We start from the raw sequence: 16295 nt of genomic DNA on the forward strand, positions 1-16295 counted from the left end.
AAAATTTCTTATATTGAAGTATTTCAATATAACGGAGGTAAATATGGAAACGAATTCTAATGTTATTAGAAATAAATATAAAACATATAGTACAAGGGCTGTAATAATGGTATTCTTATCATATACAATTTACTGTCTATATCAAGAAAATTTCAATGTAACTACTCCATTTTTAGTTAAGCAGTTACATTTTACTAAAGTTCAAATAGGACTTATTGCAAGTACATTTTCATTCTCATATGCTATAGGAAAAATCGTTCTAGGTATATATTTAGATAGAGTTAATAGCAAAAAAGCTATTCTTCTTGGTCTTATAGGGGCATCTATAACATCTGTATTATTAGGATTTTCTAGAAGTGTTCCTGTATTTGTTGGATTAATGCTATTTAATGGTGTATTTGTTGCTATATCTTCACCTGCTGGTCATATAGCAATTGGTAAGTGGTTCTCTAAAAAAGAACGTGGATTTACAATGTCTATAGTAAATATATCTCATAATATTGGTGCTGGTTTAGTTGGACCATTAGCAAATTTAGCAATTTTACTATTTGGTGTTAGTGGATTTAGATGGATATTCTTTATTCCTGCAATAATTAGTATAGTATTTATTATATTAATATTCTTTATAGGAGTTGATAGCCCTGAATCAGTAGGTCTTCCATCAATGACTGAATTTAAAGAAAATAATAAACTAGATAGTGAAGTAACTACTATGTCTAGCTTTGAAATCTTTAAAAAATATGTATTAAAGAATAAATATATTTGGATACTTATGCCTGCTATATTCTCTATTTTTGTTATTAAAAGAGGTGTTGCTGATTGGCTTCCTTTATATTTAACAGAATTTAAGCATTTTTCACCTCAAGAAAGTAACTGGGTATTATTCACATATCAATATTCAGCTATACCTGTTACATTAATTGTTGGTTGGCTTTCAGATAAATTCTTTAAAGGTAATAGAGCTCCATTAGCAATAATATCTATGATAGGTGTTGTTCTTGCTTTAATTTTATACTGGATGAATGATAACTATGTCTTAACATTAATATCTGCTTCACTAATAAGTATATGTACATATAGTCCATTCTTACTTTTAAGTGTCAGCGTTATGGATGTAGTGCCTGAATTTGCAATAGGAAGTGCTGATGGATTCTCTGGAGTTGCTGGAGTACTATTTGCATTCTCTAATTATGGACTTGGCTATATAACTCAATACTATGGCTGGAATGCTTCTATGGTATTTATAATAGTGGGAGCATTAATAGGAGTAGTTTCTTTATTAGTTCTGCAATATGTTTATAAGAAAGATGGTATCTTCTAAGATATTATAAACTCAAAGGACTGTTTCATACTAGGATTTAATTCTAATATGAAATAGTCCTTTTTTATTAATCTCAGATTCTATATATTTATCATTTCATTATACATTTTATCCTATATTACAAAAATACTTATCTAATTTTCTTAAATCTATTTTTTATACTATAAAATATTTATATCCTTAATTTAAAGTAAGACTTAAATCTATAAAATACAAAAAACTATCCTATAATGTTTTAACACTATAGGATAGTTTTTTTTCATTTCTAATTATTTTAATTATTATTTGAACTATTGTTAGAATTATTATTTGCACTACTATTAGTACTATTATTACTTGTTGCAGTAGAATTATTGCTATTGCTAGAATTACTATTACTATCATTATTTGTATTAGCTGAATTTCCACTGTTTGAGTTTGATCCTGAATTTGAGTTAGGATTATTTTGCTGATTAATTATCGCATTCCTAATAGCTGCAACCTGTGTAAGATTAGCATTATAATACTTAATATTATCAAATCCTGCCATCTTTAGTATTAAGGACATAAACGCTATATTTCCTTTATCACTGTTGTAGAATAAAATTATGTCATTTTGATTGATACCTTTATTATTAAATAAATTATCTAATCTATTAACTGATTTTATAGTTCCATTAGAATTTAAAAGCTCACTAAGCTTTATTTGAGTAACACCAGCTGGTGGTAAATTTGATTCAGTAATATATGCTTGATTAGTTCCATTAGAGGTATTAGTTGAACTATTGCTATTATTACCACTATTACTGCTATTAGAAGTACTTTCAACATTTGAATTTACTTCTTGATTGTTTAAGCTTGAATTATTTACTTGATTTTGTCCATTCACATTAGAACTGTTACTATTTCCATTTGTTTGTGAATTATTTGTATTGATATTTTTAGGTTTAATATCGTTAACAAGTTGAACTATCTTAAGCTTAGAAATATTCTTTTTAATTTCATCAAGTGTAATAGCCTTATTAGTAACAAAATTCTCAATTTCTATATTACTCTTCTTTGGAAGTGGTACACCCTTTATACTTTCAAAACCTTCTGCTTTCCAGTTATCATATCCACCATTAAGCATTTTTGAATCAATTCCTACCATTCTAAACATCCAAGAAAACTTACCTAAATCATCTAGGTTTTGAGAATTTGAATCTCCATATATAACAACTATAGATTTTTGAGTAATACCAAGATCTTGTAACTCTTCACTCAATTTCTTCTTATTTAATAAAGCTGTCCAGTTCTTAGTAGTATTTCCTTCATTATTTACTGAAGTTGAATTATTTGTACTTTCTCCATTACTATTCTCATTATTTTCTGTAGTTGAATTATTGCTACTATTAGTATTATTTTGATTATCAGAATTACTTTGTGTATTTACATTCTGACTATTTGATGTTTCATTATCTGAATTCTGATTATTTGAATTCTCATTATTAGTATTATTTTCATTACCATTATTATTTGAACTATTACTTATAAATTGATTCCATGAAACATTAATAGCTCCAGGTATATGGCCTTCATCATATTGCTTCTTACTTCTAATATCTAATATAACTAAGTTAGCATTATGAATATTCTCATTTAACCATTCTACTCCAACTAAATATTTATTATTTATATTATTACTATCACTAACTATCTTCTTTGTTTCAACAATTACTTGTTCTTTACTAGATCCAAAAAAGGTAACAACAAAAACTAAAATGGCTATTATAGCAACCATTATTTTTTGAAATTTACTATTCATTTTGCCCTCCTGAAAATCCTCTATAAAAAATTTTATCATCTTAGGCTATCTAATTCAAAACCTATTATTTAAGCTCTCCTAAAGAACAAGCTATAAAATTATAATTATTATATTAAATCATCTATTTATCAAAATAAAAATAAAAAAAGCATCACTTTTAGTAACGCTTTTGTAAAAATCATTTTAATTTTTTATTAATTTATATTTATATATTAAATTGCTAATATATAACATAAAATAAGAATGCTTCAATTTTACATACACACAAATCCATTTAACCCAAAGTTTTAATGTTATTTATCATTCTTTTCTCTAAATCTTTAACGTCTATATTCTTGCCAGGACATAAAGTACTTTTAACATCTCCATGTCTCACCATGCTTTCTATTGGATACCTTAGAGATAAATATGTTGATAACTTAATTATAGACTCTAATTGAATATCTTCTATCTTTTCTTGCTCAAAATTTCCTTCAAGACAAATTCCTAAAGTATTAATATTATTATTAGAAGCATGTGCCCCTATAGCATTTGTTGGTCTCCCTTCATAGATAGTCCCATCTTTTCTAATATAAAAATGATAACCAATACCAGCCCAACCTCTTGCCTTATGCATAGCATTTATATCTTGAGGAGTTAATCCTGTCTTTGCTGAATGATGTACTATTATACGATTAGGCTTATTAACATAATTTAATTTTTCAGTCCACAAAAAATTACTTTTTTGAATATCTAAATCTAATTCAGATTTACTAAGTTCCTTTTTAGAAAGTTCTACATTATAAATACTTCTATAACTATTTCTTTCATTATATTTTTGTCTAAAAAATTTAAATGCAAAAAATATACCTATAATGAAAATAATAAATAGTATAAACACTAAAATTCTTCTTAAAATATAAACCCTTTTTGGTAGCCTTTTTTTCTTTCTCACCTTAGTTACCATATTTAAATCTCCCCATAAATTTATATATGAATATTACCAATATAAGTAAAATTACTTTTTCTTTAATTTTATCACTTTTTATATTCTATTAACATAAAGTAAAATAATTTCTTCTTGAAATAAAAAAAGCCCATCTATTAAAAGAAATACTTCTTTTAATAGATAAGCCTTTACATAAATAATTTTACTATTTCAACATAAATAAATGCTAATATTGCAGCTCCTGGTATTGTTAATACCCAAGCCCATACTATTGTTTTAGCAACTCCCCATTTAACTCTTTTAATGCTCTTTTCAGCACCAGCTCCCATAATACTTGTTGTAATTATTTGAGTAGTACTTACTGGAGCTTTAAATGCAGTTGCCATAGCTATTATAGCTCCGGCAGCTGATTGAGCTGCAAAACCACTAACTGGGTTTAATTTAGTAACTCCGTTACCCATAGTTTTAATAATTCTTTTTCCACCTAAAGCTGTTCCAAGTCCCATTGCTGTAGCACATAGGAATATAACCCATAAAGGTACATTAAACGCTCCAAGGAATCCTCCACTTATTAAAGCCATTGTTATTATTCCCATTGATTTTTGTGAATCATTTTCACCATGATTTAAAGCCATAAAAATAGCTGAAATTATTTGTAATCTTTGGAATAACTTATTAACTTTTCTTGGCTTAGATGATCCTACTAATTTATTTAAAATAACCATAAAGATATATCCAACTATTAAACCTATTATAGGTGACAAGAATAGCCATAATATAACTTCATCAAATAGATTTCCCCAATCAACTATACTGAATGATTTTGAAAATGCTATTGCACCACCAATTAAAGCACCTATAAGTGCATATGATGAACTACTTGGTATAGCAAAATACCATGTTAATAGATCCCAAGTAATAGCTGCCACTAAAACAGCTGCTATTACCCATAAAGGTATAAGCCTATCATCTACGATTCCTGAACCAACAGTTTTAGCAACTGCTGTACTAATAAAAGCACCTAAAAAATTAAATACTGCACATAATCCTATAGCAGCTTTAGGGCTTAAAGCTCTAGTTGATATAGAAGTAGCAACTACTGTTGCTGTATCGTGAAAACCATTTATAAAATCAAATACTAATGCTAAAACTATTATAACAATAGTTATTAATAATGAACTATGCATGTTTCATTACAACTCCTCCGATTATATTTGCAACTGTTTCGCATGAGTCTATAGTATTCTCAAATGCTTTATATAAATCTTTCCACTTTATGACGTTTAAAACATCAATGTTTTCTTCTCTAAATAATTTTCCAACTACTTCTCTGAAGAATACATCTGCTTCATTTTCTATTTTATTTATTGCTATTATCTTTTCATTTATGATTTTATTTTCATGAGCTTTATGCATATAAGCTAAGATTTGCATTAACTCATTGATTTCTTTAGTAGCAGAAACTATAAAATCTGCAAATATTCTAGCTTCATCAGTACATTCTTTTACATTTAACATTATAAAGCTATGTAAAAGAGATTCTATATGATCTATAATATCATCCATTTTTTTAGCAACTGCATAAATATCCTCTCTATCGATAGGTGTTACAAATGCATTATTAAGCTCTTCAATAATTTTATGTACTATTTTGTCGCCTTCATGCTCTAGCTTTTGTATTTCTTGAGAATGAACAACGGCATTTTCCATATTACTTAAAAATTTTCTTAAAAGTTCAGCAGCATCTAATGTGTTTTGTGATTGTTGCTTGAATAATTTGTAGAACTTATCTTCCTTAGGATTTAAATTAAACATCTCTCCAACTCCTTGAAATTCATCTTTATCTCTCTGTGTATTAGGTCTTATAACTATATACCATAATAAAAATTCTTATCGAATTTTTACCTTAGCTATAAATAGTACTGTAAGAAATCAATAATCCATAAAAACGCTTATATATCATCTTGTATTTATTATATTTTTTATTTATAACTTAATCTTGTTTTAAATTTTTAGAATAACATATTTTTATATTCTTATATCCATTTTAAAAATTAAAAAATAGCTTTAGCTATAAATTGTCCTATAACAACTCCTATTAAGCTTAAGAATAAGTTAAGAACTATATTAATTGTTCCAAATCCAATATTACCATTTGATAACATTGTTATTGTTTCTAATGAGAATGTTGAGAAAGTTGTTAATCCTCCCATCATTCCTGTTGTAATAAAAGTCTTAGCTGTTGGTGATACATAATTTGTTCTTAAAGCCATTTCACTTACGAATCCTATAATTATAGCACCTAATATATTAGCTATTAATGTTCCATATGGTATAGTACCTGGAATACTTTTTGTAGCCCATAAAGATATTAAATATCTTGTTGCTGCACCTATGAAACCTCCACAACCTACTACCAATACTAATAATGATTTTGTCATATTTTTTTCCTCCTAACATTGCATGTTTTTCTAAAAAATAAAACAAGCTAAACCTTATCTTTAGTTTACACTATTTTGCAATAAGGAATAATATGTAGGGGTCATCAGCATTTCTGCGGTTAAAGGTTGACTCCATAACCAAATAAAATCATAAATTTGTAAGTTAAATACAAGCTTAGTATAATAACTTTTTATTACAGCTTTGTGTCTATTTTTAGCATATAGTACATATTATTATTATTATTTATACATTCTTTAATATTATTTAATATTTTTCTTTAATATCCTTAATAAAAATATTAAATCCACTTGTTCTTATTATCCTAAATTTAAATCAAATATATTCATTAAAACAAAGTAAATAAAAATAGAATATCTATTTAGATATTCTATTTTTATTTACTTATTTCTTATAGATTTATAAATTCTTGATTCATCCTCTATTACTATTTTATCCGAAGTAAAATAATAATCCTCTATATTTTCCTTACTAACTAAAGTTACTTTATCTTTTTCATTTCTATCAGTTAGGCTCATTTTATATAAATTTTTATCATCAGAAATAAAATAAAATTCCTTATTTACTGTATTTTCCACACTTAAAGTACTTTTTATATTAGCAGCATATATATTAGAGATTTTTTTTATATCATTAGTTCCTCTAATAAGATAAATACTATTATTATCATCACTATTACTAGCTACTATAACTTTATTTACAATTGTAAAACTATCAACAGCAAAATCCGTTAATTTATATCTTTCCTTTTTAACTTTATCTATAGCATATAAATTATATCCATCATCTGCATTTTGAAAATAAATTATATCTCCTGAAACTATAAACTTCGCAGCTCTTTCTTGAGTTATAGCTTCATCTATATCGCCATCATAGCTTACAAAATAAATTTTTTCATTATCATCTTCATTAATATAGTAAATTCCATCTTTAGCTGAAACTAAATTTCTACTTCTCATATTATTTACTTTAGTAGGAACATAATTTTCATCAAATTTATCTGTTTCAAAATAATAAATATTATAATTATCATTAGTATTAGAAAAATAAACTTTATCTGAGTTTAAAACTAGATTTACTCCTGTAAGCATAGATACTTCTGATTTTCCTTCCATTCCTGAAGTGTTTTTATAAGCTCTATAAATTCTGTTATTATCTTTAATAGAGGAATAAAAATATTCTTTTTCAGTTTCTACTATTTTTCCTGAACTAATATCTTGATTTTCAGCTACAATTAAAAGTTCCTCTTCATGAGTAACTTCCTTATAAGTTTCTATATGACTATTAACCTTAATATTTTTTTCTTCTTTATTTTCACTATTTTCTTCTGCTGTACATCCTGTAAAAGTCATAGCAAATATCCCTAATATAAATATAAATTTTTTTCTCAAGTTATTCACCACCTAAAGAAATTTCTAATATATATTATCGATATATATTAAGAAACTCTTTAACTGGCTTTTTAATCTAATTACCTTACTTAAATACTTTCACCATATAATATAATTAACCTACTTGTTTTAAAAGTCTTATCATAACATCATTTAACTTTAATTCTCCAAGTCTTTCAGGAGCAAGTGCCATAACAAGTTTTACTACATTTTCTACTTCATCAACTGTATAAGCTCTAACATCCATAAAAGCATAATCTGGCATAAATTCTGCTAAATCTGTTGCCATTTCATCAGCAATATTTAAATACTCTTCAAATAATTCATCTTCTGTGCATTGAGATAAATCAAGATCCTCTTCTAACATTTTTCTTAATATATCTACTGAAATTGAAAGCTCATAAGCAACTATATCTTCTCTCTTTGAAGCCTTGCTTAAATCTGTAATAACTCTATAATCACTTTCTTTTTCTATTATCTCTTTTATTTCCTTACTATCAACAACTTGTGTATAAAAATTTACATACATTAATTATGTCACTCCTATTCTTCATCTAATTAAATTTACATTTAATTTTATAGCTTAAAATTTTATATGTCTATACTTAAAATACTTTATTTATAATATATACAAAGCTAAATTTTTATAATCATCTAACTACTAAAATATTTTATGTATAACTCTATTTATAGATTTAAATACATATATTTTGGCAAATATTATATTGTATTATTTTTTTAGATAATATTATGTTATTAATTTGTGAGGATTTATCTAGCACTTTAATATATAAATTTACTGAGGAATTTAAATTTAAAATTAGAGGGTGAATTTATGAAATTTAATAAAATAGTAAAACAGAGAATAAAATGGTCACTTATATTCTCACCACTTATACTACTTTCAATAGCATTAATACTTTATTCTGCTTATGGATCTATGCTTGATAACATACATCATCTTTCAATAATTAGAAAATATACAGGTATAATAGGACTTATAATCTTTGGTGGATCTATTAGTTTATACATTTTAAGATTACTACTTAAAAATATAAACCCTAAAAACATAAATAAATTAGATGAGATATTTAAAAATAAATCTAGTAATTTATCAAAACATCTAAACAATGATAATATTACAGCTATAAAAAAATTCTTATCATATTGGGCTAAAATATTTCAATCTTTACATATACCACTATCAATAATAGGTCTATCAATTATCGGATATCATGTATATATAGCTTTCTATATGGGTTGGAAATGGACAATTGGATACATATTGGGCTTATTAGCAGCTATTTGCTTATTAATTCTAGTGATTCTTGGTATAGCAAGAATATTTAATAAATCAATAAAAGGACATAAATATATAGGAATAGCATTTATAATTTTATCAGTACTTCACTTACTTACAATATAAAATAAAAAGAGCTTGTATCAACTATATTGATACAAGCTCTTTTTTTATAATATATTATGCTTTTCTAAGAATTCTTTATCTGATAATATTTCGTGATAATCTCCATCTCTTATTACCTTATGATCAGATGAGAACACTATTGCTCTTTTAAATACTCCTTCAACATATCCAAATTCATGAGTTGAACATATTAAAGTCTTTCCACTTTCATTTAATTTCTTTAAGAAATCTCTTAAGAATCTTTTACCTTTAGGATCTATTTCATTCATAGGTTCATCTAAAACTAAAACATCTGGATTTAATGAAAGAACACTAGCAATAGCTACTTTTTTCTTTTCTCCACCACTTAAATTATATGGCTGTCTTTCTTTAAGTTCTGTTATATTTAATATTTCTAAACAGTCATTAACTCTCTTATCCACTTCTTCTTCTGGAAGTCCCATTTGTCTAGGTCCAAAAGCTATTTCTTCATAAACAGTTGAACAGAATAATTGAGCATCAGAATTCTGAAATATAAAACCTACTCTTTTATGAAAATTCTTACTAAAGCTATTATTCTCAAGTTTTTTATGAGTTACTTCTTCACCATCAAATATAAATGAACCTTTATTAGGACTAACTAAACCATTTATAACTTTTAAAAATGTAGACTTACCACTTCCGTTAGGTCCTATAAGTGCTACTGATTCTCCATCTTTTATTTCAAGATTTATATCTCTTAAAGCAACTGTATCCTTATATGCAAAGCAAACTCCATCAAGTTTTATCATAAATTTTCTCTCCTTTTATTTATCTCTAGTTATTTTATAAGATAAAGAATAGCGCTATTAATATAGCTATTATTAATATATATACTGCATCTATAGCTGTAAATTTAAACTTACCATATGAAACATATTCACCTGTAAATCCCCTGCATTCCATAGCCATATACATGTCTTCCCCCATATTCTTTGATTTAAAGAATAGGTTTCCCATTATACTTGTAATTGAAGTCATCTTTTTGTTATTTTTTCCTACTGACTTTAATTTTAAAGCATATAACATTTCTAAAGAAAATTCTCCTAATATATAAATATATTTTATTGTTATATCAAAAACAAAAATAAATATATCAGGTACTCTAATTATCTTAAATGCTTTTGTTATATCATGCCATTTAGTTGTATTTGAAAGTAAATTAACTGCTATAAGTGTAATAGCTATTTTTAAAACCATCATTAAACTATTATGTATATTTCCCATAATCATTGAAGGAATTAAAATTATTAATGTAAATATAGGTACTGTAACACTTATTGCTAAGATTCTTTTAACTACATCTGCTTGAACTGTTGCCAAACATAGTAGAAAGAATGCTGAAATTATATATGTATATACTGATTGTCTTGATAATGATAAAAATATAATTAAAAGTAAAGTTGAAAATAGCTTTACCATAGGATTTATTTTATAAAGAATACCATCTTCATAATTTTTTTCCCTTTTTATCATTGATAAAACACCCATAAACCCCATTATAGTTTTATTTATAAATCCATCCTTATCCTTTGGTGGATTATATACTTCTTTTTTAAAGAGCCATTCTTTATCTTCCATATTATTTACCTCTCTTAATTTTAAACTTTATACAAAAATTACCTTTATAATAATAATCACCCCTATCATAATAATAAGGATGATCATTATTAAAATATTCTAGAATTGTACTTTATCTTCTTTTTTAAAGCTTGAAAGCACTTTGAATAAGATTATTAATATTGCAGCACCGATTATAGCTGATAATATATATCCTGCTGTTTCTGACATACCTGAAAATCCATATCCATCACCAATTGCGTGATAACTAAATCCTGTTTGCATTCCTTGAGGAATAAATCCTATTTTATCTTTTAATTCACTGTGATCCCATTCTCCCCAAGCTGTACCTGTTGCTAAAAGACCTACTGGTACACAGATTATCATTGCTATTATAAGACCAACAAGACCTTTAAAGATTGAACCAGTTTTTTCTACTGCTACATTTTTTATTTCTTCTGCCTTGTAAATAGTTGCTGGTGATACCTTCTTAACATATGAGTATATAGCTACAGTTACTGTTCCTTCAATTAATCCAATAATTGCATGAGCTGAAAGCATTGCTGGTATTGAAACGCTTAATGGGTATGGACAGTATAATGGTTGTCCAGATGCAGTGTGGAATAATAATGGTTGAATTCCAAGCTCAATAGATGCACAGAATGCTGCAGCGTTAAGAGCAATATAACCTGCTATAAATGCTGCTATATATTCTCCCTTTGGAGATTTTATTCTATTTTTTAAGAATCTAAATAAATTATAACCTACTATTGACATTACAAATGCCATATTAAATGTATTTGCACCAAATGCTAAAACTCCACCATCTCCGAAGAATAGACATTGAATAAGTAATGCTATTGTTGTTGCTATTATTGCTGCATAAGGTCCAAGTATTAAAGATGTAATAACTGTTCCTACTGCGTGAGCACTTGTACCACCTGGTGTTGGAACGTTGAACATCATTATTAAGAATGAAAATGCTGCAAATATTCCTAATAAAGGCATCTTCTTCTTACTTAATTCATTTTTAACTTTTGTTGCTGATCTCTTCCATACTGGAAGCATAACTGCACCCATAACCGCACATGTAGATGGGCTAAGGTAATTATCTGGTATATGCATTTTTTCTCCTCCTAAAACTAACTATTTATTTTTTTCTTAATAGTATTGTTTTAATTTTCACTAGTAAAAACTAATTTGTAATCAATTCATTCACATTTTATAACATTGATTACAAAGTGTAAATAAAGAGTTAACAACAAATTAATTAATAATTAACTATTTCTTAATAATTTAAACAAAAATAATCTTTTTCATTTAAATTATTTTTTGTATTTAGTTTTATTAATTAAAAATTTCATATTTTTTGTATTGAAATTATATTCTCAATTAGATTTTTTAATCATTTAATTACTATTTATCAATTAGAGAATAAATAGTTAATATTTTAATACAAAATTAATTAAAAATTACTATATATGTTTAAACTAATTTTAATTTAATGGTATTATATATATATCATGTGATTTAATTTGGAGGTTATTATATGGAAAATAGCTCAAAGGATTCTTTGATAAATTTAAATAAAGAAACTTTAAATTCTAACAAAGAAATAACCGCTGATTTAACAAAAGAAGTAGAAACACTACATACGCTAACTAGAATCAAAGCTACTCTTGAAACTTCTGGTATAGTGGAAAATATACAAAATGATATAGATCTTCTACTATTAAATAGTTTTGAAAATGAAGGCCTTAATAAATTAAAAAATGAAATTTTAGATTTATATAATTCTCTTGAAAAAGATGCTAGAACATTTTCCGGAATTGTGTATGCTACTATAGAAGAGAAAAAGCAAGCTGAAAAAGAATATAGAGATATTTATAGACTAAAAAAAATTGCACAAAATACTTTAAATATTAATGAAAGAAAAAAAATCCTAGATAAGATTAATTCAATGGGATTTGTTAATAAAAATATAGCACCTCTACTCTTTGAAGTAGATACTGCATGTAAAACTTATAATGATGTACATTATAATACTTTTGAAGAATTAGAAATTGCTTTAGAAGAACAAAATCAATTAAAAGAATTTATAAAGCTTAGTGAAATTTTAGATGAAAAAATACAAATCTCTGCAATTATAAATATAAAAAGAAAAGTTTCAGAAATAAAAAAACATAAATTTATAAATCCTGAAATCAATAAATGTATTGCAGATATAACAGCCAAACTTCATGTTTTAGAAACTGAAGCTAAAAACTTTAATGGTAGACATTACTCTACTCTTGAAGAAGTTCAAAAAGTTCAAGATGAACTATATTATATAGATACTGAATCTTATAAATTTGATATGAATAAAAAAGAGGGGTTAGAGCTTTTCTTAGAACTTATGAGCTTAAAAGATTTTGAAACCCTTGAAGCAAGAGAAAAACTTAATGAATATAAAAATACTTATTCAGTTTTAGAAAAAGAATATAATGTTCAATTAAAAGTACAAAATAAAAAAAATACTTTAATTAAAAAGAAAAAGAAATTAAATATAATTTTTTATTCTCATATAGCTACTATTATAGCCTTATCAATAAGTATTGCTATTTTTGTTGCTTCAGGCAACTTCATCTCAACAGCAATTCTAGTATTCTTCTCTATTCTTGAAGGTATACTATTTACTTCTAATATTATATATTGGATTTATTATAAGACTATATGTTTAACAAATTCACTTAGTGATAAAATCAAATCAAAGTTTAAACAATAACTACATTAATATATAAAAAAGCAGTCTATTTCTAGACTGCTTTTTTTAAGCTTCAATTCTTTCACCATTTCTATTAAATTTAAATGCCGCTAACAGCTTGTCTATTGATACTATAAGGAATCCTAGAACTAAAAATGCTGGTATTAATATAAATATTAAATTATGTATTAGTCCCATAATAGTTATAACATTCATATTTAAAAATGGATATGGATATGAATCTATAATCTCACCTATTCCTAATGCATAGAATAAATAAATTATAGGGAATATAAGCCATAATAAAGCATTCTTAAATTTATATATTCCTTTTCTTTCAAATAATAAATAATCTAAAATAAATGCTATTGGTGAAAATCCATGAAGTGTATATTCTTCTAATTTAACTCTTCCATGTGCATGCCAATCTTGATTTAATATTAAGAAAAATATAAGTCCTGCAACACATATATAAAGTGTTATAGCACCTCTTACTGAATCTTTATTTAAAAATGTAATCTTCTCTTTGAAAAATACTTTATTAAAATACCATATAGTCACTGTTATATTACTTAATTCAGTGAAATAAGATATATATCCTAATAACCTTCCCCCAATAGTAGGAATAGTATTAGTAGTTAATTGATCAAAAAGCGAAAGTAATAATGCTGCTAGAACTATAATTCCAACAGTTCCTCTGTATATGTTTTTAGTCTTGTTCATTTTTTACCTCTTCATTTGTTAATTTTATTAATATATTTACTTCTCAATAAATAATACAAAAAAATATTTTGATTGTCAAACTATCTTTATTGTTTTACTTTTAACAATTAATTAACATATTATTAATAAAATTATCATTTAACCTTATTAATCACTAAGTACTTATAGAATATATTAGAAAATCATTTGTATATTATGCCAACAGATATTTATTTATAAATACCATAATATGAAATTTTATTTAAATCATATTATAATTTTAAGTATTGATTAAATTTATAAATTACAATTTTATTAATGTTTATTAACTTTAGATTTACATGAGAAGATTTTATTAGAAATACATAAGAAGGAGATTTTAGGATTTATGAAACAAAAGGAGATTTTAGCTACTTTAGCTATTTTAGGTACTGTTGTTGCTAGTAATACTACAACTGCTCATGCAGAAGTAAAAAAGCCAAGTTTACCAAAGCATAATAATACTAATTTATTAGCTGTAAATAATTCAGCTAATACTAAAGTTATTGGAGAAGTGACTAATACAAGCTTTCTTCATTTTAGATCCGGAGCTGGTCTTAACTACCCAATAATTGAAACATTAAACGGAAATCAAAAGATGGATATAATAGCGCAATACGGAACATGGTATCAAGTTATTATAAACGGTACTACTGGTTATGTGGATAGTTCTTACGTAAAAATACTAAATCCAGATGCCTTAGGTACTGCTACACTTGTCAATACTACTTTCCTTCACTTCAGACAAGAACCTTCTATAGATTCAAATATAATTGAAACTTTAAATGAAAACAGCGTTATAAATGTTCTTGCACAAAGAGGTTCATGGTATGAAGTAGAAGTTAATGGTCAAATAGGTTATGTTGATGGTTATTATATTCAACTTTCAAATAGTAACTCAAGTAATAGTTCAAGTAATACAAGCAATAGCTCAAATACTAATGCTATTGGAACTGGAACTCTTGTTAATACTACTTTCCTTCACTTTAGACAAGGTCCTTCAATTGATACAAATATAATATCAACTTTAAATGAAAATAGCCAAATTACTGTTCTTGCTAAAGATGGTTCTTGGTATAAAGTTGAAGTTAACGGACAAGTTGGTTATGTTGATGGTTATTATCTTCAAGTTAATCCAATTAACTCAAGTAATAACTCAAATAGTTCACAATCAAATAATACTAACTCTAATGTTCAAGGAATAGGTACTGGTTCTCTTATTAATACTACTTTCCTTCACCTTAGAGAAGGAGCTTCAACTAATACAAATATAATTGAAACTTTAAATACAAATAGTAATATTATAGTTCTTGCTAAAGATGGTGCTTGGTATAAAGTTAGTGTAGACGGTACAGTTGGTTATGTTTACGGTTACTACCTTCAAGTTACTCCAAACGGTTCAAGCAATAACTCAAGTAGCTCTCAATCAAGCAATAACTCTAATGTTCAAGGAATAGGTACTGGTTCTCTTATTAATACTACTTTCCTTCATCTTAGAGATGGAGCTTCAATACAAACAAATATAATTGAAACAATTTATCCTAATGATTCAATAACTGTTCTTGCTAAAGATGGTGCTTGGTATAAAGTTAGTGTAAATGGTACAGTTGGTTATGTTTATGGTTATTATCTTCAAGTTACTCCAAATAACTCAAGTAACAATTCAAATAATAACTCAAATAGTTCAAATGGTTCACAATCAAACAATAGCAGCTCTAATGTTCAAGGAATAGGTACTGGTTCTCTTGTTAATACTACTTTCCTTCACTTTAGACAACAAGCTTCTATTGATTCACCAATTATTTCAACTTTAAATGAAAATAGTAAAATTACTGTTCTTGCTAAAGATGGCGAATGGTACAAAGTTGAAGTTAATGGACAAGTTGGTTATGTTTACGGTTATTATCTTCAAGTTACTCCAAAT

General features: G+C 25.9%; 15 protein-coding genes and 1 riboswitch. Of the genes, 4 read left to right on the forward strand and 11 right to left on the reverse strand.

Features of this window, described 5'->3' with window-relative positions; translation table 11 throughout:
- Positions 1-43: 43 nt before the first annotated feature.
- Positions 44-1321 (forward strand): MFS transporter, encoded by a 1278-nt coding sequence (locus tag BN8917_RS12470; protein ID WP_066874860.1) that lies wholly within the window; start codon positions 44-46, stop codon positions 1319-1321.
- A 274-nt stretch (positions 1322-1595) separates the two neighbouring features.
- On the opposite strand, the gene BN8917_RS12475 is transcribed toward BN8917_RS12470, so the two are convergent.
- The 7 genes from BN8917_RS12475 to BN8917_RS12505 form a co-directional block, all read right to left on the reverse strand.
- Positions 1596-3104: a sulfurtransferase gene (locus BN8917_RS12475; RefSeq protein ID WP_066874864.1), complete on the reverse strand. Its 1509-nt coding sequence runs from the start codon at positions 3102-3104 to the stop codon at positions 1596-1598.
- 274 nt (positions 3105-3378) lie between these two features.
- The gene (locus BN8917_RS12480) at positions 3379-4050 is read right to left on the reverse strand and encodes a peptidoglycan recognition protein family protein (protein WP_066874865.1); all 672 of its coding nucleotides are present in this window, start codon (positions 4048-4050) and stop codon (positions 3379-3381) included.
- A gap of 170 nt (positions 4051-4220) precedes the next feature.
- Positions 4221-5219 (reverse strand): inorganic phosphate transporter, encoded by a 999-nt coding sequence (locus BN8917_RS12485; protein WP_066874867.1) that lies wholly within the window; start codon positions 5217-5219, stop codon positions 4221-4223.
- The gene (locus tag BN8917_RS12490; protein WP_066874869.1) at positions 5212-5847 is read right to left on the reverse strand and encodes a DUF47 domain-containing protein; all 636 of its coding nucleotides are present in this window, start codon (positions 5845-5847) and stop codon (positions 5212-5214) included. Before BN8917_RS12490 ends, BN8917_RS12485 begins: the two co-directional genes overlap by 8 nt.
- A 239-nt stretch (positions 5848-6086) precedes the next feature.
- Positions 6087-6473 carry a fluoride efflux transporter CrcB gene (gene crcB / locus BN8917_RS12495; RefSeq protein ID WP_066874870.1) on the reverse strand — a complete coding sequence of 129 codons (387 nt, stop codon included), beginning with the start codon at positions 6471-6473 and terminating at the stop codon, positions 6087-6089.
- A gap of 88 nt (positions 6474-6561) precedes the next feature.
- Positions 6562-6622: riboswitch (Fluoride riboswitch) on the reverse strand.
- A gap of 250 nt (positions 6623-6872) precedes the next feature.
- Positions 6873-7883: a DUF5050 domain-containing protein gene (locus tag BN8917_RS12500; protein ID WP_066874871.1), complete on the reverse strand. Its 1011-nt coding sequence runs from the start codon at positions 7881-7883 to the stop codon at positions 6873-6875.
- Positions 7884-7998: 115 nt separating this feature from the next.
- A complete protein-coding gene (locus BN8917_RS12505; protein ID WP_066874873.1) occupies positions 7999-8412 on the reverse strand; it encodes a hypothetical protein in 414 nt (137 codons plus the stop codon).
- A gap of 306 nt (positions 8413-8718) precedes the next feature.
- Between BN8917_RS12505 and BN8917_RS12510 the strand changes: the two genes are divergently transcribed.
- A complete protein-coding gene (locus tag BN8917_RS12510) occupies positions 8719-9309 on the forward strand; it encodes a hypothetical protein (RefSeq protein WP_066874875.1) in 591 nt (196 codons plus the stop codon).
- A gap of 44 nt (positions 9310-9353) precedes the next feature.
- Here BN8917_RS12510 and BN8917_RS12515 read toward each other — a convergent pair whose 3' ends face one another.
- From BN8917_RS12515 to cbiM, 3 genes are all read right to left on the reverse strand, one after another.
- Entirely contained in the window at positions 9354-10079 is a 726-nt protein-coding gene (locus BN8917_RS12515) for an energy-coupling factor ABC transporter ATP-binding protein (RefSeq protein ID WP_066874877.1), read from the reverse strand.
- Positions 10080-10113: 34 nt separating this feature from the next.
- Complete coding sequence (locus BN8917_RS12520) at positions 10114-10908, reverse strand: energy-coupling factor transporter transmembrane component T family protein (protein ID WP_066874879.1); 795 nt, start codon at positions 10906-10908, stop codon at positions 10114-10116.
- 99 nt (positions 10909-11007) lie between these two features.
- Positions 11008-12012 (reverse strand): cobalt transporter CbiM, encoded by a 1005-nt coding sequence (gene cbiM / locus BN8917_RS12525; protein WP_066874880.1) that lies wholly within the window; start codon positions 12010-12012, stop codon positions 11008-11010.
- Between the two features lie 424 nt (positions 12013-12436).
- Here cbiM and BN8917_RS12530 point away from each other — a divergent pair, with 424 nt between their 5' ends.
- Positions 12437-13651, forward strand: a complete 1215-nt coding sequence (locus BN8917_RS12530; protein WP_066874881.1) for a hypothetical protein — start codon at positions 12437-12439, stop codon at positions 13649-13651.
- A 45-nt stretch (positions 13652-13696) separates the two neighbouring features.
- Here the strand turns inward: BN8917_RS12530 and BN8917_RS12535 are convergent, their stop codons facing one another.
- On the reverse strand, positions 13697-14353 hold the full coding sequence (locus BN8917_RS12535; RefSeq protein WP_066874883.1) for a Pr6Pr family membrane protein: 657 nt from the start codon (positions 14351-14353) through the stop codon (positions 13697-13699).
- A gap of 367 nt (positions 14354-14720) precedes the next feature.
- Between BN8917_RS12535 and BN8917_RS14430 the strand changes: the two genes are divergently transcribed.
- The coding region (locus BN8917_RS14430; RefSeq protein WP_159426747.1) for an SH3 domain-containing protein at positions 14721-16295 on the forward strand (1575 nt) is incomplete at its 3' end.

Source organism: Clostridium mediterraneense, from assembly GCF_900091705.1.
GTDB classification, from domain to species: Bacteria; Bacillota; Clostridia; order Clostridiales; family Clostridiaceae; genus Sarcina; species Sarcina mediterraneense.